The sequence below is a fragment of the Kitasatospora sp. NPDC089797 genome (assembly GCF_040684795.1).
Classification (GTDB): domain Bacteria; phylum Actinomycetota; class Actinomycetes; order Streptomycetales; family Streptomycetaceae; genus Kitasatospora.
Map to the genome: position 1 here is coordinate 38,943 of NZ_JBFBGS010000011.1, position 16,787 is coordinate 55,729.

Annotated in this window: 19 protein-coding genes; 13 read left to right on the forward strand and 6 right to left on the reverse strand. The window is 74.8% G+C overall.

Translation table 11 applies throughout. The annotated features are described in order from the left end of the window. The first annotated feature begins 288 nt into the window (after positions 1–288). Positions 289–612 (forward strand): WhiB family transcriptional regulator, encoded by a 324-nt coding sequence (locus AB0O91_RS10995; protein ID WP_030240986.1) that lies wholly within the window; start codon positions 289–291, stop codon positions 610–612. Positions 613–742: 130 nt separating this feature from the next. Here the strand turns inward: AB0O91_RS10995 and AB0O91_RS11000 are convergent, their stop codons facing one another. Both AB0O91_RS11000 and AB0O91_RS11005 read right to left on the reverse strand, forming a co-directional pair. Beyond that, positions 743–1,945: an ArsA family ATPase gene (locus AB0O91_RS11000; protein ID WP_363430451.1), complete on the reverse strand. Its 1,203-nt coding sequence runs from the start codon at positions 1,943–1,945 to the stop codon at positions 743–745. An 86-nt stretch (positions 1,946–2,031) separates the two neighbouring features. Continuing rightward, positions 2,032–3,105, reverse strand: coding sequence for an ArsA-related P-loop ATPase (locus AB0O91_RS11005; RefSeq protein ID WP_363430214.1), 1,074 nt, complete (start codon positions 3,103–3,105; stop codon positions 2,032–2,034). A 229-nt stretch (positions 3,106–3,334) separates the two neighbouring features. Here AB0O91_RS11005 and AB0O91_RS11010 point away from each other — a divergent pair, with 229 nt between their 5' ends. The 5 genes from AB0O91_RS11010 to AB0O91_RS11030 all read left to right on the forward strand — a co-directional run bounded on the left by AB0O91_RS11010 (position 3,335) and on the right by AB0O91_RS11030 (position 6,066). Continuing rightward, positions 3,335–3,493 (forward strand): DUF4177 domain-containing protein, encoded by a 159-nt coding sequence (locus tag AB0O91_RS11010; protein ID WP_094743074.1) that lies wholly within the window; start codon positions 3,335–3,337, stop codon positions 3,491–3,493. Next, on the forward strand, positions 3,490–3,957 hold the full coding sequence (locus AB0O91_RS11015) for a RidA family protein (RefSeq protein ID WP_363430216.1): 468 nt from the start codon (positions 3,490–3,492) through the stop codon (positions 3,955–3,957). The genes AB0O91_RS11010 and AB0O91_RS11015 overlap by 4 nt, the downstream gene beginning before the upstream one ends. A gap of 63 nt (positions 3,958–4,020) precedes the next feature. Continuing rightward, the gene (locus AB0O91_RS11020; RefSeq protein ID WP_363430218.1) at positions 4,021–4,926 is read left to right on the forward strand and encodes an NUDIX hydrolase; all 906 of its coding nucleotides are present in this window, start codon (positions 4,021–4,023) and stop codon (positions 4,924–4,926) included. A 121-nt stretch (positions 4,927–5,047) separates the two neighbouring features. Continuing rightward, positions 5,048–5,236, forward strand: coding sequence for a hypothetical protein (locus AB0O91_RS11025; RefSeq protein WP_363430220.1), 189 nt, complete (start codon positions 5,048–5,050; stop codon positions 5,234–5,236). Further along, positions 5,233–6,066, forward strand: coding sequence for an MBL fold metallo-hydrolase (locus AB0O91_RS11030; protein ID WP_363430221.1), 834 nt, complete (start codon positions 5,233–5,235; stop codon positions 6,064–6,066). The genes AB0O91_RS11025 and AB0O91_RS11030 overlap by 4 nt, the downstream gene beginning before the upstream one ends. A gap of 81 nt (positions 6,067–6,147) precedes the next feature. On the opposite strand, the gene AB0O91_RS11035 is transcribed toward AB0O91_RS11030, so the two are convergent. Further along, positions 6,148–6,822 (reverse strand): Crp/Fnr family transcriptional regulator, encoded by a 675-nt coding sequence (locus tag AB0O91_RS11035; RefSeq protein ID WP_030288117.1) that lies wholly within the window; start codon positions 6,820–6,822, stop codon positions 6,148–6,150. 152 nt (positions 6,823–6,974) lie between these two features. Further along, positions 6,975–8,012: a winged helix-turn-helix domain-containing protein gene (locus tag AB0O91_RS11040; protein WP_363430223.1), complete on the reverse strand. Its 1,038-nt coding sequence runs from the start codon at positions 8,010–8,012 to the stop codon at positions 6,975–6,977. Positions 8,013–8,125: 113 nt separating this feature from the next. On the opposite strand from AB0O91_RS11040, the gene AB0O91_RS11045 reads away from it, so the two are divergent. Beyond that, positions 8,126–8,947: an isocitrate lyase/phosphoenolpyruvate mutase family protein gene (locus tag AB0O91_RS11045; protein WP_363430225.1), complete on the forward strand. Its 822-nt coding sequence runs from the start codon at positions 8,126–8,128 to the stop codon at positions 8,945–8,947. A 67-nt stretch (positions 8,948–9,014) separates the two neighbouring features. Here AB0O91_RS11045 and AB0O91_RS11050 read toward each other — a convergent pair whose 3' ends face one another. Beyond that, entirely contained in the window at positions 9,015–9,641 is a 627-nt protein-coding gene (locus AB0O91_RS11050) for an RraA family protein (RefSeq protein ID WP_363430227.1), read from the reverse strand. A gap of 92 nt (positions 9,642–9,733) precedes the next feature. Further along, entirely contained in the window at positions 9,734–10,522 is a 789-nt protein-coding gene (locus AB0O91_RS11055) for an alpha/beta fold hydrolase (protein ID WP_363430229.1), read from the reverse strand. A 184-nt stretch (positions 10,523–10,706) separates the two neighbouring features. Between AB0O91_RS11055 and AB0O91_RS11060 the strand changes: the two genes are divergently transcribed. From AB0O91_RS11060 to AB0O91_RS11085, 6 genes are all read left to right on the forward strand, one after another. Continuing rightward, positions 10,707–12,416, forward strand: coding sequence for an FUSC family protein (locus AB0O91_RS11060; RefSeq protein WP_363430231.1), 1,710 nt, complete (start codon positions 10,707–10,709; stop codon positions 12,414–12,416). 39 nt (positions 12,417–12,455) lie between these two features. Then, the gene (locus AB0O91_RS11065; RefSeq protein WP_363430233.1) at positions 12,456–12,956 is read left to right on the forward strand and encodes a MarR family transcriptional regulator; all 501 of its coding nucleotides are present in this window, start codon (positions 12,456–12,458) and stop codon (positions 12,954–12,956) included. A gap of 200 nt (positions 12,957–13,156) precedes the next feature. Further along, on the forward strand, positions 13,157–13,942 hold the full coding sequence (nth, locus tag AB0O91_RS11070) for an endonuclease III (RefSeq protein WP_363430453.1): 786 nt from the start codon (positions 13,157–13,159) through the stop codon (positions 13,940–13,942). Then, entirely contained in the window at positions 13,939–14,673 is a 735-nt protein-coding gene (locus tag AB0O91_RS11075) for a CoA pyrophosphatase (RefSeq protein WP_363430235.1), read from the forward strand. Before nth ends, AB0O91_RS11075 begins: the two co-directional genes overlap by 4 nt. Before the next feature lie 46 nt (positions 14,674–14,719). Continuing rightward, complete coding sequence (locus tag AB0O91_RS11080) at positions 14,720–15,904, forward strand: MarP family serine protease (protein ID WP_363430237.1); 1,185 nt, start codon at positions 14,720–14,722, stop codon at positions 15,902–15,904. A 181-nt stretch (positions 15,905–16,085) separates the two neighbouring features. Further along, on the forward strand, positions 16,086–16,787 hold the full coding sequence (locus tag AB0O91_RS11085) for a metal-dependent hydrolase (protein ID WP_363430239.1): 702 nt from the start codon (positions 16,086–16,088) through the stop codon (positions 16,785–16,787).

Below are 16,787 nucleotides of genomic sequence, written 5' to 3' on the forward strand. Positions count from 1 at the left end.
GTCGGGGTTTTGAGGCGACTGGGGCCTGTTGTGTTCACGTGAATGGTCGCACTCCGTGACGGCGCCTGTGGCGAGAGTGGGGGCCTCGCGGGTGGCAAGGGCTGCGACCTGCGATCACTCCAACGAGTGAGATGACCGATACCCATAGTCCGATCGGGTCATTCGAGATTGAGCCCGAAGGGGCTGTTGCAAGCTGCCCTTCTTCCGTAACGTCCTCAACTGGCAACGGTGAATATGCCGTTGCCGCCGTGGGGGAGCTCCGAATCATCGGGAGAGGACGGCGCCGGCATGGGCTGGGTTGACGACTGGAGTGCGCAGGCCGCCTGCCGCACGAGTGATCCGGACGAACTGTTCGTCCAGGGGGCGGCACAGAACCGGGCGAAGGCGGTGTGCAGCGGCTGCCCCGTGCGGACGGAGTGCCTCGCGGACGCGCTGGACAACCGGGTGGAGTTCGGCGTGTGGGGCGGGATGACGGAGCGCGAGCGCCGGGCGCTGCTGCGCCGCCGCCCGACGGTCATCTCGTGGCGCAGGCTGCTGGAGACGGCCCGCACCGAGTACGAGGAGTCCCTCGCGACCGGCGTGATACTGACGGACTACGCCCAGGCGGGCTGAGCCCGGCCGGGATCACGACCGGCCCGGGGTCAGGACCGCCCGGGATCACGACCGCCCGGAAGCACGACCGGGTCAGAGCCGCAGCCGGGTCAGGACCACGACCGGCCCGGAGCCGACGACCGTCCGGGCACTACGCCGCGCCGCTGAGCCGCTCCCCGATCGCGCGCAGCCCGTCCAGGTCGTGCACGTCACCCGGCAGCGCGGCCACCTCCACGATCGGCACGTCCGGGTAGACCGAGACGAAGCGGTCCCGGGTGCGCCGCTCGCGCCCCATGATCTGCATCCGCTCCGCGTGCAGCCGCAGCAGCCCGGCCGCGAGCAGCTCCGCCTCGGGCGAGGAGTGCTCCGAGCCGTTCTCCTCCAGCGCCTCGGCGGCCGCCAGCGCCCGCTCCGCCGTGAGCTGGGGCGCCCCCGTGCTGTGCACCCGGTTGAGCACCAGCCCGGCCAGCGGCATCCGGTCCGCGGCCAGCCGGTCCACGAAGTACGCCGCCTCGCGCAGCGCGTCCCGCTCCGGCGCCGCGACCACCAGGAACGCCGTGCCCGGCGCCTTCAGCAGCTGGTAGGTGCGGTCGGCGCGCTCGCGGAAGCCGCCGAACATCGAGTCCATCGCGCTGACGAAGGTCTGCACGTCGGTGAGCAGCTGGGCGCCGAAGATCTTGCCCAGGGTGCCGGTGAGCAGGCCCATCCCGGCGTTCAGGAAGCGCATCGCGCTGCGGCCGCCGACCTTGGCGGGCGCGGTCAGGATCCGGATCACCCGGCCGTCCAGGAAGGAGCCGAGCCGGTTGGGGGCGTCCAGGAAGTCCAGCGCGGAGCGGGAGGGCGGGGTGTCCACGACGATGAGGTCCCACGCCTCGGCGTCCCGCAGCTGCCCGAGCTTCTCCATCGCCATGTACTCCTGCGTGCCCGCGAAGCCGGCCGACAGGGACTGGTAGAACGGGTTCTCCATGATCGCCTTGGCCCGTTCGGGCTCGGCGTGGGCCAGCACGACCTCGTCGAAGGTCCGCTTCATGTCGAGCATCATGGCGTGCAGCTCGCCCGCCGGCCGCGCGTCGGCGCCCCCGTCCTCGCCGCCGCCCCCGTCCCCGTCCCGGGTGTGCAGCGGTGCCCCGGCCATCGCGGTGACGCCCTTGACCACCCGAGGGGTGTTGTCGAGTTCGTTCAGGCCCATCGACTGGGCCAGCCGCCGGGCCGGGTCGATGGTCAGCACCACGACCTTGCGGCCGCGCTCGGCGGCCCGCAGGCCGATCGCCGCGGCGGTGGTGGTCTTGCCGACGCCGCCGGAGCCGCAGCAGACGATGATCCTGGTCTTCGGGTCGTCGATCAGCCCGTCCACCGCGAGTCGGCTGCCGGTCCCCCGGACCCCGCCGTGGGCCGGAGCCGTTCCGCCGTGTGCCCGAGCCGCCCCGCTGTTCGCCGAAGTCACGCCGCCCCCTGCCGCTTCAGTTCGCCCGCCAGCCGGTACAGCCCGCCGAGGTCCACGCCCTCGCCCAGCAGCGGCAGTTCGTACGTCGGTAGCTTCAACTGCTGGAGATCGGTGCGCTGTTCGCGTTCCAGCTCGACCCGCTCGGCATGCTCCCGGGCCTGCTCCAGCAGCGGGTCCAGCAGCGGCTCCACCGTGGCCCGGACCGTCTCCGCCTTGCGGGAGCGGCCGCCCAGCCCGGCCTCGCCGAGGGCCAGCGCCACCTCCTCGCGGTGGTCCCCGTCCACTGCGGACACCGCCGCGGCGTCCAGCACCGGCGGCCGCACCATGTTGACCATCACCCCGCCCACCGGGAGCTTCGCCTCGCGCAGCTCCGCGATGCCGTCGACCGTCTCCTGCACCGGCATCTCCTCCAGCAGGGTGACCAGGTGCACGGCGGTCTCCGGGGACCGCAGCACCCGCATCACGGCCTGCGCCTGGGTGTGTATCGGGCCGATCCGGGCCAGCCCGGCGACCTCGGAGTTGACGTTCAGGAAGCGGGTGATCCGCCCGGTCGGCGGGGCGTCCATGACCACCGCGTCGTACCGGCGGCGCCCGTCCGGGCCCTTGCGGCGGGCCGCCTCGCAGGCCTTGCCGGTGAGCAGCACGTCCCGCACGCCGGGGGCGATGGTGGTGGCGAAGTCGACGAAGCCGACCTTCTGCAGCGCCTTGCCCGCCCGGCCGAGCTTGTAGAACATCTCCAGGTACTCGAGCAGCGCCTGCTCGGTGTCGATCGCCAGCGCCAGGACCTCGCCGGGCCCGCCCTCCCCGGCCGGCAGGCCGAGCTGGGGGCGGGAGACCGAGGCGATCCGGCGCTCCTCGTACGGGAGCGCGGCGATCCCGAACAGTTCGGCGATGCCCTGCCGCCCCTCGACCTCGATCAGCAGCACCCGGCCGCCCTCGGCGGCCAGCGCCAGGGCCAGCGCGGCGGCCAGCGTGGTCTTCCCGGTGCCGCCCTTGCCGCTGACCACGTGCAACCGGACCCCCTCCCAGTCGGGGTCGCGCCGGGTCGCCTGGCCGGGGGTGCGTGCCACGCTGCGTCTCCGTCCGTCTCCGTCCCTGCGGGCGTCCCCTCCCACGAGGCGCCCCTCCGAGAGGGCACCCGGTCGTGCGGGTGCCCTCTCGCGAGGGTAACCAGGGAGCGCGCCCGATGCCCGGAGCACCGGGGGTGCCAGGACTGAATCATGCCCCCTTTGTGTCCCACCTCACACGCCGGTCGGCGGGCGGCGGCGATCGCCGGGACGGCTCGTCTAGAGTCTGGCCATGACCAAGTGGGAATACATGACGGCGCCCCTGCTCGTGCACGCCACCAAGCAGATCCTGGACAACTTCGGCGAGGACGGCTGGGAGCTGGTCCAGGTCGTGCCCGGCCCGAACCCGGAGCAGCTGGTGGCCTACTTCAAGCGGGAGAAGAACGCATGAGCCGGGTCGAGTCCAAGCTCACCGAGCTGGGCCTGAGCCTGCCGCCGGTGGCCGCCCCGGTCGCCGCCTACGTGCCGGCCGTGCAGTCCGGCGAGTTCGTGTTCACGTCCGGCCAGCTGCCGGTCGTCGACGGCAAGCTGCTGAACACCGGCAAGGTCGGTGCCGAGGTCTCCCCGGAGGAGGCCAAGGAGCTCGCCCAGCGCTGCGCGCTGAACGCCCTGGCCGCCGTCAAGTCGGTGATCGGCGACCTGGACCGGATCGAGCAGGTCGTGAAGGTCGTCGGCTTCGTCGCCTCCGCCCCCGACTTCACCGGCCAGCCGGCCGTGGTCAACGGTGCCAGCGAGCTGCTCGGCGCGGTGCTGGGCGAGGCCGGTGTGCACGCCCGCAGCGCGGTCGGCGTCGCGGTGCTGCCGCTGGACGCTCCGGTCGAGGTCGAGCTCCAGGTGCGCGTCAAGAGCGCCTGAGCGTGATCGTGAAGGCGGGGTCGGGCCTGTCCAACCCCGCCTTCGTGCGCTTAGCATCCGGGCATGGACCATCGAGCAACGACGCTCCCGATGCCGCCCGGCTGGCCCGCCCGGATCCGGGCGGTCGACTCCGGCCTGCTCACCCCGGTGACGCCCCGGCCCGCCGCGACGGTCGTGCTGCTGCGCGACCGCGCCGACGGGCCGGAGGCCTACCTGCTGCGCCGCCGCACCTCGATGGCCTTCGCGGGCGGGATGTACGCCTACCCGGGCGGCGGGGTGGACCCGCGGGACGCCGAGGTCGAGCCGGGCTGGGCCGGGCCCCCGCCCGAGGAGTGGGCGCGCCGGCTCGGGGTGGACGTCCGGACGGCGCGCGCGGTGGTCTGCGCCGCCGTGCGCGAGACCTTCGAGGAGGCCGGCGTGCTGCTGGCCGGTCCGGACCGGGACAGCGTGGCCGCGCCGCGCGACTGGTCCGCCGAGCGGGCCGCGCTGGAGGCGCACGAGCTGTCCTTCGCCGACTTCCTCCGGGAGCACGGCCTGGTGCTGCGCAGCGACCTGCTGGGCGGCTGGGCCCGGTGGGTCACCCCCGAGTTCGAGGAACGGCGCTACGACACCTGGTTCTTCGTCGCCGCCCTGCCCGCCGGCCAGAGCGCGGCGCTGGAGGTCGGTGAGGCCGACCGGGTCGCCTGGCTGACTCCCGCCGAGGCGGTCCGGGGCCACCGGGAGGGCCGGTTCGGCATGATGCCGCCGACCGTGACGGTGCTGCGCGAACTGTCGTCGGTCCGGAGCGCGGCGGAGGCGCTGGCCGCGGCCGCGGACCGGGCGCTGGCACCCGTACTGGGCCGGGCCGAGGTCCACGGCGACCGGATGACCGTCCGCTGGCCCGGGTACGACGAACTGACCATCGACGGGGAGTTCCCCGCCGACCCCGCCGGCCCCGCCGACCCCGCCGACCCCGCCGCAGGATCCTGACCGCGGCGCCGGAGGACGGCCCACCGGCGCCGCGACCGACCACGCCCGGACCGTCGTCGGCCCGGGACACCGACCGGACCGGATCCGGGAGACCGACCCGACCAGAGAGGACCGACCCCCGATGACCCACGCCGACGTGGTCCGCCGGACGGCCCGCGAGCTGCCCGCCCGCCGAGTGACCCCCCGTTCCGCGGCCTGCGACAGCCCGGTCCCCTTCGTCGAGGTCGCCCAGCGCGCCCTCGTCCGGACGCTGCCGCTGCGGTCCCTGCCGCCGCGGGCCCTGCACCGGGACGGCGAGGGCGACCGGTGAGCGGGTTCCTGCCGGGCGACCCGGCCGGCGCGGTCGGCGGCGAGGCCACCGCTCGGGCGCTGTGCGTGCTGGCCCCGAACCCGTCCCCGATGACGCTGGACGGCACCAACACCTGGCTGCTCGCGGAACCCGGATCGGACCTCGCGGTGGTGATCGACCCGGGCCCGCTGCACGAGGGCCACCTGCGCCGGGTGGTCGAGCTCGCCGAGGAGCGCGGCCAGCGGATCGCGCTCACCCTGCTGACCCACGGCCACGCCGACCACTCCGAGGGCGCGGCCCGCTTCGCCGAGCTGACCGGCAGCGAGGTGCGGGCCCTGGACCCGGCGCACCGGCTGGGCTCCGAGGGCCTGGTGGGCGGCCAGCGCCTGGACGTCGGCGGCCTCGACCTGCGGGTGGTCGCCACGCCCGGCCACACCTCGGACTCGCTGACCTTCCACCTGCCGGACGACGGCGCGGTGCTCACCGGGGACACCGTGCTCGGCCGCGGCACCACGATGGTCGCCCACCCCGACGGCCGGCTCGGGGACTACCTGGACTCGCTGCGCCACCTGCACACGATGGCCTCGGAGCACGGTGTGCGGACGGTGCTGCCCGGCCACGGCCCGGTGCTCGCGGACGCGCTCGGCGCGGTCGACTACTACCTGGCCCACCGGGCCACCCGGCTCGCCCAGGTGGAGACCGCGGTCGAGGCGGGCTGCCGGACGGCCGCCGACGTGGTCGCCCGGGTCTACGCCGACGTGGACCGGGCGCTCTGGCCGGCCGCCGAGCTCTCGGTGCGGGCCCAGCTGGAGTACCTGACGGAGCACGGGCTGATCCCCGAGCGGGACTGATCCGCGACCGGGGCTGATCCGCGCCGGCACGCCGGAGGGCCCGTCGCGGTGATCGCGACGGGCCCTCCGGGCGTACGGGCGTCAGCGGGAGCGGCGGGACAGTCGCTCGACGTCCAGCAGCACCACCGCGCGGGCCTCCAGCTTCAGCCAGCCGCGGCCGGCGAAGTCGGCGAGCGCCTTGTTGACCGTCTCGCGGGAGGCGCCGACCAGCTGGGCCAGCTCCTCCTGGGTGAGGTCGTGGGCGACGTGGATGCCCTCCTCGGACTGCACGCCGAAGCGGCGGGAGAGGTCCAGCAGGGCCTTGGCGACGCGGCCGGGCACGTCGGAGAAGACCAGGTCGGACATCACGTCGTTGGTCCGGCGCAGTCGGCGGGCGATGGCCCGCAGCAGCGCGATGGAGACCTCGGGGCGGGCGTGCAGCCAGGGCTGCAGGTCGCCGTGGCCGAGGCCGAGCAGCTTGACCTCGGTGAGCGCGCTGGCGGTGGCGGTGCGCGGGCCCGGGTCGAACAGCGAAAGCTCGCCGATCATCTCGCTGGGGCCGAGCACGGCGAGCATGTTCTCGCGGCCGTCCGGCGAGGCACGGTGCAGCTTGACCTTGCCCTCGGCGACGACGTACAGCCGGTCGCCCGGGTCGCCCTCGTGGAACAGCGACTCACCACGGGCGAGGGTGACCTCGGTCATGGAAGCGCGCAGCTCGCCGGCCTGTTCGTCGTCGAGTGCCGCGAAGAGTGCGGCGCGCCGCAGAACGTCGTCCACGTGCTTCCTCCTTCTCGGCCGTCCGGCGGGTGGGCCGTCCGGCGCAAGTTCCGTTCAGTGTTCTGCATCACCAAGCATGGCGCATGTCGCTCCGATCATATGAGGAGGGGGTGTGTCGGGGTGTGCCGTGCGGGGCCATTCGTACCGGCGGGTCATGGGTCGGAGGGCCCGGCGACGGTCATCCGGTCGAACTCCTGACCGTCCGGATCGAACAGGGAGTCGCCCAGTGCGGTGCGGGCGGAGAGGACGGCGTGCCCGGCCCGGTGGGCACTGGTCAGGCCCGCCGTACGCAGGGCGGTGAGGTGCTGCGAGACGGCGGCCGGGGACAGCCCGGTCCGGCGGGCCAGCTCGCTGGTCGAGGCCGGGGAGCCCAGCTCGGCCAGCAGCCGGGCCCGGGACCGGCCGAGGACGGCGGCCAGCGCATCGGTGCGCGCCGCCGAGCCCGGCCGCTCCTCCCAGAGCGCGGCCGTGCCGCGCGCCGGGTAGACCAGCTGCGGCGGATCCGGCGGCAGCACCCGGGTGAGCACCCGCGGCCAGGCGAAGACCGACGGTAGGAGCAGCAGCCCGGCCCCGGCGGTCAGCCGGGCGACCCCGCAGTGCCGCTGGTCCAGCCGCAGCGCGGTGCCGTCCCAGCGGACCGTCCCGTGCAGCTCGTCCAGCATCCGCGCGGTGCCGTGCTCGGCGGCCTGCCGCGAGCGGTGGAAGACGTCCGCCGCCAGCAGCGCCCTGATCCGGGCCCAGTGCGGGGCGAGCGCCAGCTCCCAGTAGGCCTCGATCTCGGCGGCCAGCCGGGGCAGCTGGCCGGCCGGGTCGCGGTACAGCGGCGTCAACGCGGCCGGCAGCCGGCCGCCCGCCTCGGCGGCCACCAGATCGAGGTCGGTCCGGACCTGCCGGTCGCCGGTCGCGGTGATCACGGCCAGTTCCTCGGCGAGCCCGGGGGAGAAGCCGGGCGGGGCGGGGTTGAGGAAGTCGGGCAGGTGGCCTTCGGGCGGGACCATCGCGGCCAGCCGGCCGCGGTCCAGCCCGGCGGCGGCCAGCCGCTCGCGGACCCGGCCGGCCCAGCGGCGGTGCAGTGCCGGGACGGGCGAGCGGGCGAGCGCGCGCAGGCTGGTGACCACCTCCTGCATCGGACTGACGGCGAACCGGGTCAGCGCCAAGTCCCGTGCCGAGAAGTGGAGTTCCGTCCGCACCTGAGAGCCCCCTCGGGAAGATTCGGCCCCAGCTTAAACACTGGCGGCCGGTGCGCGGCGCGGCGCAGGATGCCTGCGTCCCCACCGATCCGTACGAAAGCCGGTGACCGAACATGTCCACCACCCCCGAGGCCCGCGAGCGGGCGCTGCGGCTGCGCGGGCTCGTCGCGCAGGGCGTTCTCGTGCTGCCCAACGCCTGGGACGCGGGCAGCGCCGCGGTGATCGCCTCGGCCGGCGCCCGGGCGATCGCCACCACCAGCGGCGGCGTCTCCTGGTCGCTCGGGCACGGGGACGGCCAGCGGATGGACCGGGCCGCGGCCGTCGCGACGGCCGCCCGGATCGTCGCGGCGGTCGACCTGCCGGTCACCGTGGACGCCGAGGGCGGGTACGGGCCGCGACCGGCCGACGTGGCCGCGACCGTGACCGAACTGGTCGGCGTCGGCGTGGCCGGGGTCAACCTGGAGGACTCGACGGCCGTCGGCGGGCCGCTGTTCCCGGTGGCCGACCAGGCCGAGCGGCTGCGGGCGGCCCGTACCGCGGCCGCGGCGGCCGGACTGCCCGAACTGCTGGTCAACGCCCGAACCGACGTGTTCCTGTTCGGGCTGGGCGGGCTCGACGACGTGCTGGCGCGGGCCGAGGCCTACGCCGGGGCGGGCGCCGACGGCCTGTTCGTCCCCGGGCTGCTGGACCTCGACGTCCTCGCCGAGCTGTGCCGGCGCGCTCCGCTGCCGGTGAACGCGATGGCCGGGGCGGGCGGGCCGACCGTCGCCGAGCTGGCCGCCGCCGGGGTGCGGCGGGTGAGCGTCGGCACCGGCCTCGCCCAGGCCGCGTACACGGCGGCGCACCGGGCCGCCGCCGAACTCCTCGGCGCCGGAACGCTGACGGAGCTGGACGGCGCGCTGGGCTTCGGGGAGCTGAACGGGCTGTACCGGTAGCCGGTAGCCGGTAGCCGGTAGCCCGTCCGCCCTCCGGCCGGCCGGAGGGCGGACGGGCGGGCGGTGATCAGCCCTCGAAGCCCAGCTCGGCGAGGTTCTGCTCGATCCGGGCGTGGTGGGCGGCCTCCCAGTCGTCCAGGGTCTCGGCGGCCTCCTTGGCCAGCTTCGCCCGGGCCGCCTCCAGGGCCCGCGCCCGGTCGGCGGCGGGCACCACCACGACGCCCTCCTCGTCGGCCACCACGATGTCGCCGGGGGACACCAGCACCCCGCCGCAGCGCACCGGGACGCCGTGGCTGCCCAGTCGCTTCTTCGACCCGGGGATCGGGATGACGCCGCGGGCGATCACCGGGAAGCCCCGCTCGCGGACCTCGCCGAGGTCGCGGATCAGGCCGTCGGCCACGAAGGCGGCGACGCCCCGGCGCTGGGCCACGGCGCAGACGTTGCCGCCGGCCAGCGCGTAGTCCAGGTCGCCGGACTCCACCACGATCACCGCGCCGGGCTCGGCCCGGTAGATCGCGGCGTGCAGCATCAGGTTGTCGCCGGGCGGGCACTGCACCGTGAAGGCCGGTCCGGCCACCCGGGGCATGCCCGCCCAGAGCGGGCGCAGGCCGGTGTCCATGACCTGGGCGCGGCCCAGGTCCTCGGCCAGCGTGGTGGTGGGAATGTCCGCGAAGTCCTTGAAGTCCCCGTGCATGCTTCCTCTTTCTCCGTTCGTCAGACCACCGGAAGACTAGGGCGAGGACGTGAACGGCGGTTCACCGGCCCGGCGTCCGGGCGCGGGGGTGCTCAGGCGTAGAACTTCAGCAGCTCCGGCACCAGCGCCTCGGCCGCCACCTCGTGGGTCTGGTCGGCCAGCGTCCGGTACTCGGCGCCCGGTACGGCCCCGGCCACCGCGCGGCAGGGCGCGCGCAGCAGTTCCGGGCTGGCGCCGCCGTCCAGGACCAGGGTCGGCACGGTGATCGTGGCCAGCAGCCCGGTCGGCACGGTCGCGCCGGTCTGCGCGCCGAGTGCCGCCGCGTCGTACGCCAGGGTCGGGGCGACCGCCTCGAACACCGGCCACACGGGGGCGGAACGCATCCCCGCCACCATCTCGCCGGGCATCCCGACGAAGGTCATGAAGCTCGCGACGGCGTCCCCGCGCCGCCCCTCGGCGAGCGCCGCCGCCAGGTCGGTGACGTACCCGACGAACCGCTCGCTCTGCTCCTCGTCGGTGCTGAACGGCGGCTCGTAGACGGCGAGTCGGGTCATCCCGACCCCCGCGGCGGCGGCCCGCAGCGCGAGCGCGGCGCCGGAGGAGATGCCGAAGACCGCGGCCGCGCCGCCGGCCGCCGCGATGACGGCGGCCAGGTCCTCGATCTCGCGCTCCACGGCGAAGGGCGCGGTGTCCCCGCTGCCGCCGCGGCCGCGCCGGTCGTAGGCCCACACGGTGTGGTGGGCGGACAACTGCTCGGCCACCGCGACGCCCGGGTCGAAACCGCGGTGGCCGATCGCGCCGTCCACCAGGACGACGGCCGGGCCGGAGCCGGTGACGGTGCAGGCGAGGGTGGTGCCGTCGGTGGAGACCACGGTGCTCATGGGCGGTTCCTTCTGTCTGTCGTCCGAGTCTGTCGTAGGGGTGGACCGCGGTTCGTCGCAGAACTCATCGCTCCGGACGGAACATTCTTCGGCGGATTCCGGGCCGGCGGGGGAGACCGGCGGCGCGGGGCCACTCCGTACCGCTATATGTTTCACGGGTAAATTACCTGCTAATCTTCTCTTCATGGCCACCACCGCCCAGTTCCGACAGGCACTCCGGGTCGGCCCGCCCGGGGACATCTGGCACAAGCCCGCGCTCAGCGCCGTGGCCACCCTCGGCGTCCTCAACCTCACCCTGCTCGCCCTCGGCCGGCTCGACCTCGCCCTCTACACCTCGGCCGGCGGACTCGGCGCGCTGTACGGGCACGGCCTGCCCTACCGGGCCCGGGCCCGCACCCTGGCCGGTGTCCTGCTCGGCACGGTGCTCAGCACCGCCGCGGCCCTCACCGCCGCCGCGCTGACCCACGACGCCGTGCCGCTGGTCGCGGTGGCCGCGGTGCTCGCCGCCCTGCACCGACTCGGCTGCGACGCCGCCCGGATCGGCCCGCCCGGCAGCCTGATCATCACCTTCACCACCGCCAGCTGCGCCTTCGTCCCGCAACGCCCCGCCGACCTCCTGCCACACCTGGCGCTCACCGTGCTCGGCGCCGCACTGGCCTGGCTGGTCTGCATGGCCCCCGCCCTGCTCCGCCCGTACGGGCCCGAGCGGATCGCCACCGCCCGCGCGCTGGAGGCCGCCGCCCGGCTGGTGCGCACCCGGCCCGGCCCGTCGGACGCGGCCGCCCGTACCGCCCTGGTCGGCGCGGTCGACGCGGCCCGGCAGAGCCTCGCGCTGTCCTCCCCGGCCCGTCGGCGCGCCCTCGGCGACGCGCCCGAGCGACTGCTCGTCCACGCCGAGGCCGCCCTGGCCCTCCCCGCCGTTCCCGGTCCCTCCGCCCTCGCCGCCGCCGACCCGGCCGCCCCCGGCCCGGCCGCCGCCGAGCGGTACGCCGGCTGGGCCCGCGACCTGCGCCGGGGCCGTCCGCTGCCGCGGCTCGACCTCACCGAGGCGGAGGCCGCCGAACTGCGCGCCGGCCGCCCCCACCCCCGTCCGCCGCTGCGCCGGGCGCTGCGGCCGGGCTCGGCGCTGCTGCCGATCGCGCTGCGGGTCGCGGTCGGCTGCGCCGCCGCCGGGTGGCTCTCCCTGGCCCTGGGCGTCGGCCGGCCGTACTGGGCGGTGGTCACGGCGGCCTCGGTGTTCCAGGCCAACAGCACGCTCTCCTGGCAGCGCGCGCTGCAACGGGTGCTCGGCAACCTGCTCGGGCTGGCGCTGTTCACCGCCGCCCTGCCCGTCGCCCACTCCGGTCCGGTGGCGCTGATCGGGCTCGGGCTGCTGTGCCAGTTCGGCGCGGAGGCGACCATCGCCCGCAGCTACTGGCTGGCCACCGTCTTCGTCACCCCGATGGCGCTGATGATGACCGAGTTCGCCGGCCGGCAGCCCGCCGCGACCCTGGTCGCCGACCGCTGGCTGGACACCTGCGTGGGCGCGCTCACCGGCCTCGCCGCCTGCCTGCTGGTCACAAACCGCCGCACCGCCACCCGGCTGTCGCACGCCCTCAGCGGGGCCGAGACGGCCGCCAGGGAGGCCCGCGCGGCCGTCGGGGCCGACGGAGCGGTCGGTACCGTCGGAGCGGCCGGAGCGGCCGGAGCCCGCGCGGTGTCCGGGGTCGAGACGGCGGCCCGGACCGGCCTGGCCGCCGCCCTGCTGGAACTGCGCGAGGCCGCCGACGCCGCCACCGGCGAATGGCGCCGCCCCGCCCTCCCGCACCAGCGCGCCGCCGACACCGAACAGCACGCCCACCACCTGCTGGCGACCCTGCTGGAACGGCGCGGCGCCGGAGCACGCGCCGTCTAGGATCGACGGACGGTCGGTCGCGGAACGGGAGCAGCGCACGTGGAGGACGTCGTCGCAGGTGTGCTGCGCCAGTGGGAGCGCGCCTACCCGGGCCTGGACACCGGCCCGATCGCCGTCCTCGGCCGGATCAACCGCTGCGCGGCCCTCCTCCAGCAGACCCCCGACCCGCTCACCCGGGCCGGCCTCACCCGCGCCGAGTTCGACATCCTCGGCGCCCTGCGCCGGGTCGACCGCGAGCTGACCCCCACCCAACTGGCCCGCGAGAGCTTCGCCTCCGGCGCCGCCGTCACCAAGCGGCTGCGGCTGCTGGAGGCGCGCGCCCTGGTCAGCCGCCGCACCGACGCCCGGGACCGCCGGGTCGCCCACCTCTCCCTCACCGACGCCGGACGGGACCTGGTCGACGGCCTCATCCAGGAACTCGTCAGCTACGACCGCGACCTCCTCGCCGGCCTCACCCCGGACGAGCAGACCCGCCTCGCCGACGCCCTGGCCGGCCTGCTCAACACCCTCGAGGGCACCATCGGCCGCCCGCCGCGGTGACCGTCCCCGCCCGGAACGCCGCCCATGACGCGACGGCCGTCCCGGGAGGCCCTGCTTCCCTCCTTGATCGGCCCCGAGCGGTCGGCCGCTCGGCGTAGCCTTCGTGCATGGCAGAGAGCAAGGTCCGGAAGGCGGCGGCGTCGAAGCCGGCCGTGAAGAAGGCGGCGGTGAAGCCGAGGAAGCCGGAGTCGCACCTCGCGATGGTGCGGCGGGCCCGGCGGATCAACCGCGAGCTGGCGGAGCTGTACCCGTACGCGCACCCGGAGCTGGACTTCGATAACCCGTTCCAACTGCTGGTCGCCACCGTGCTGTCGGCGCAGACCACCGACCTGCGGGTGAACCAGACCACCCCGGCGCTGTTCGCGAAGTACCCGACGCCGGAGGACATGGCGGCGGCGAACCCGGAGGAGCTGGAGGAGATCATCCGGCCGACCGGGTTCTTCCGGAACAAGGCGAAGTCGCTGATCGGCCTGTCGACGGCGCTGCGCGACGAGTTCGACGGCGAGGTGCCGGGTCGGCTGGCGGACCTGGTGACGCTGCCCGGGGTCGGCCGCAAGACCGCGAACGTGGTGCTCGGCAACGCCTTCGGAGTCCCCGGCATCACCGTGGACACCCACTTCGGGCGGCTGGCCCGGCGGTTCGGCTGGACCACCGAGGAGGACCCGGTGAAGGTCGAGCTGGCCGTCGCCGAGATCTTCCCGAAGTCCGAGTGGACGATGCTGTCGCACCGGGTGGTCTTCCACGGCCGCCGGATCTGCCACTCCCAGAAGCCCGCGTGCGGCGCCTGCCCGATCGCACCGCTCTGCCCCGCCTACGGGGAGGGCGAGCTGGACCCGGAGAAGGCCCGCAAGCTGCTCAAGTACGAGATGGGCGGCCAGCCCGGCCAGCGGCTGAGGCCGCCGTCGGACTTCCCGGGCGAGGCGGCCGCCCGCGCCGACGCGGCCGCGCACCGGGGGAAGGCCGCCGACCAGGGGGTGGAGGCGTGATCGCGGGGGCCGTCGAGCGGGACGGTCTGCCGGGCTGGCTGGAGCCGGTCCGGGACGCGGCCGAGCGGGTGCTGCCGGAGCAACTGAGCCGCTTCCTGCCGCCGGCCGAGGGCGGCCGGGCGGCGGCCGTGCTGATGCTGTTCGGCGAGGGCCCGGACGGGCCGGACCTGTTGCTGATCGAGCGGGCCCGCTCGCTGCGCTCGCACGCCGGCCAGCCGTCCTTCCCGGGCGGCGCGCTGGACCCGGAGGACGGTGACCCGGACGGCCCCGGCCCGGTCGCGGCGGCGCTGCGCGAGGCCTGGGAGGAGACCGGCCTGGACCCGGCCGGGGTGCAGGTCTTCGCCGCGCTGCCGCGGCTGTACATCCCGGTGAGCCGCTTCGTGGTGACCCCGGTGCTGGGCTGGTGGCGCGAGGAGTCGCCGGTGCGCCCGGTGGACCGGGGCGAGACCGGCGCGGTGTTCCGGGTGACCATCACGGAGCTGGCCGACCCGGCGAACCGGGTCCGGCTGCGGCACCCGTCCGGGCACGTCGGGCCGGCCTTCGCGGTCGCCGGGCGGCTGGTCTGGGGGTTCACCGCCGGGGTGATCGACCGGGTGCTGCACCACAGCGGTCTCGAACTGCCCTGGGACCCGTCCCGGGTCGTGGACCTGTCGGACGACGCGCTCGCGCTCGTCCAGGGCGACCTCGAACACTCCCGTGCCCTGCCGGGCGGCGATGCCGAGGGTTCGTGACGGTCCGTCGGCGCGACACGGTCGCGAAGCGTGGGAGGGTGTCGGAGTGAACGTGCTGGATGTGCTGCTGGTCCTCGCCGCCGTCGGATTCGCCATTTCGGGCTACCGGCAGGGCTTCGTGGTGGGCGTCCTGTCGCTGATCGGCTTCCTCGGCGGCGGCCTGCTGGCCGTCCAGCTGCTGCCGCTGCTGCTCGACCACGTCAGCCCCGGCACCACGGCCTCGGTGGTGGCCGTCGTGGTGGTGATCGTCTGCGCCGCGATCGGCCAGGCGGTCACCGCGCACTACGGCTGGAAACTGCGCGGCCACATCGACCGTCGGCCGGCCCGGGTGCTGGACGCCTCCGGCGGTGCGGTGGTCAACGTGATCTCGATGCTGCTGGTGGCCTGGCTGATCGGTTCCGCGCTGGCCGGGACGTCGCTGCCGACGGTCTCCAAGCAGGTCCGCTCCTCGGCGATCCTCGGCGGCGTCCAGGACGCGCTGCCCGGCGACGCGCCGAACTGGTTCTCCGACTTCTCCAAGGTGCTCGCCCGCAACGGCTTCCCGCAGGTCTTCAACCCCTTCGAGCACGAGCCGATCACCCAGGTCGACACCCCCGACCCGGCCCTGGCCAACAGCCCGGCGGTGACCAGGGCCCGGCAGAGCCTGGTCAAGGTGGTCGGCACCGCCACCTCCTGCGGCAAGACCCTGGAGGGCAGCGGCTTCGTCTTCGCCCCGCACCGGGTGATGACCAACGCCCACGTGGTCGGCGGGGTCGACGAGCCGACCGTGCAGATCGGCGGGGTCGGCCAGCTGTACGACGCCACCGTCGTCCGCTACGACTGGCAGCGCGACATCGCCGTCCTGGACGTGCCCAAGCTGAACGCGCCCCCGCTGACCTTCGCGGGCGAGGCGAAGACCAACGACAGCGCGATCGTCGCGGGCTTCCCCGAGAACGGCGCCTTCAACGTCCAGCCCGCCCGCATCCGCGGCCGGATCCAGGCCAACGGTCCGGACATCTACCACCGCGGCCAGGTGGTGCGCGACGTCTACTCGGTGCGTTCGCTGGTCCGCCAGGGCAACAGCGGCGGCCCGCTGCTCACCCCGGACGGCCAGGTGTACGGCGTGGTGTTCGCCAAGTCCCTGGACAGCGCCGACACCGGGTACGTGCTCACCTCGGCCGAGGTGCGCGAGGACGCGACGGCGGGCAGCATCGCGAGCACCAGGGTGGACACCCAGGGCTGCGCGCTCTGACCCTGCGGGCCGTGACGCCAGGGGCCCCCGGGGCCCCGACGCCTCGCCGGTGCCGGCGGTGCTGCCGGTGCGTTATCCGTCGTACCGTCAGTCCGCCCTGATAGCCTCGGCCGCGCTCACCCGTTCGGCTCAACCGGGTTGCCGTCCCGGAGTGAGCTCAACGGGAGGTCGTGGTAGTCCGATGATGGGTCATTCGCACGCGGTGAGCGGGGCGATGCTGTACGCCGCCTCCGCCCCGTTCCTGCCCCCGCTGCTGCTGCACACCACGCTGCAGCCGGCGGACATACTGATGGGCACGGTGCTGTGCGCGGGCGCGGCACTGCTGCCGGACCTCGACCACCACGACGGTTCGATCGCCAACTTCCTCGGCCCGATCTCCAAGGCGCTCTGCCGCTTCGTGGCCTGGATCTCCGGCGGGCACCGGCACGCCACCCACTCGCTGCTGTTCGTCGCGCTGATGGGCGGCGGCACCTGGGCCGGCGTCACCTTCCTGGGCCGCTACTTCACCCTCTCGGTGACGTTCTTCCTGCTGGCGCTGGCGATCAAGGCACTGCGGCTCTGCCCGCCGAGCAACGGCCCGGAGGCGTGGATCACCGTCATCGGCCTGGCCGCGCTCGGCACCTTCGGCATGAACACCTGGATGCCGAACGCGCCGGGCTGGCTGCCGTACGCGGTCGGACTGGGCACGCTGGCGCACCTGTTGGGCGACTGCCTGACCAAGAAGGGCGCGCCGCTGCTGTGGCCGCACAAGGAGCGCTACGAGATCGTGCTGATCAAGCGCAGCGGCAACAACGTCGAGACCAAGGTGCTGGTGCCGATCATGTCGGTGGCGACCTTCGTCCTTCTCTGGTTCACCGCGCTGTCGCCGACGATCGTGAACTGA

Bases quoted from the DNA above. Each gene is read 5' to 3' on its own strand.
- AB0O91_RS11015 (WP_363430216.1), top strand. From the start codon at position 3,490: ATGAGCCGGGTCGAGTCCAAGCTCACCGAGCTGGGCCTGAGCCTGCCG.
- AB0O91_RS11055 (WP_363430229.1), bottom strand. From the start codon at position 10,522: ATGAGCACCGTGGTCTCCACCGACGGCACCACCCTCGCCTGCACCGTC.
- nth (WP_363430453.1), top strand. From the start codon at position 13,157: ATGGTGCGGCGGGCCCGGCGGATCAACCGCGAGCTGGCGGAGCTGTAC.
- AB0O91_RS10995 (WP_030240986.1), top strand. From the start codon at position 289: ATGGGCTGGGTTGACGACTGGAGTGCGCAGGCCGCCTGCCGCACGAGT.
- AB0O91_RS11020 (WP_363430218.1), top strand. From the start codon at position 4,021: ATGGACCATCGAGCAACGACGCTCCCGATGCCGCCCGGCTGGCCCGCC.
- AB0O91_RS11010 (WP_094743074.1), top strand. From the start codon at position 3,335: ATGACCAAGTGGGAATACATGACGGCGCCCCTGCTCGTGCACGCCACC.
- AB0O91_RS11045 (WP_363430225.1), top strand. From the start codon at position 8,126: ATGTCCACCACCCCCGAGGCCCGCGAGCGGGCGCTGCGGCTGCGCGGG.
- AB0O91_RS11060 (WP_363430231.1), top strand. From the start codon at position 10,707: ATGGCCACCACCGCCCAGTTCCGACAGGCACTCCGGGTCGGCCCGCCC.
- AB0O91_RS11050 (WP_363430227.1), bottom strand. From the start codon at position 9,641: ATGCACGGGGACTTCAAGGACTTCGCGGACATTCCCACCACCACGCTG.
- AB0O91_RS11025 (WP_363430220.1), top strand. From the start codon at position 5,048: ATGACCCACGCCGACGTGGTCCGCCGGACGGCCCGCGAGCTGCCCGCC.
- AB0O91_RS11085 (WP_363430239.1), top strand. From the start codon at position 16,086: ATGATGGGTCATTCGCACGCGGTGAGCGGGGCGATGCTGTACGCCGCC.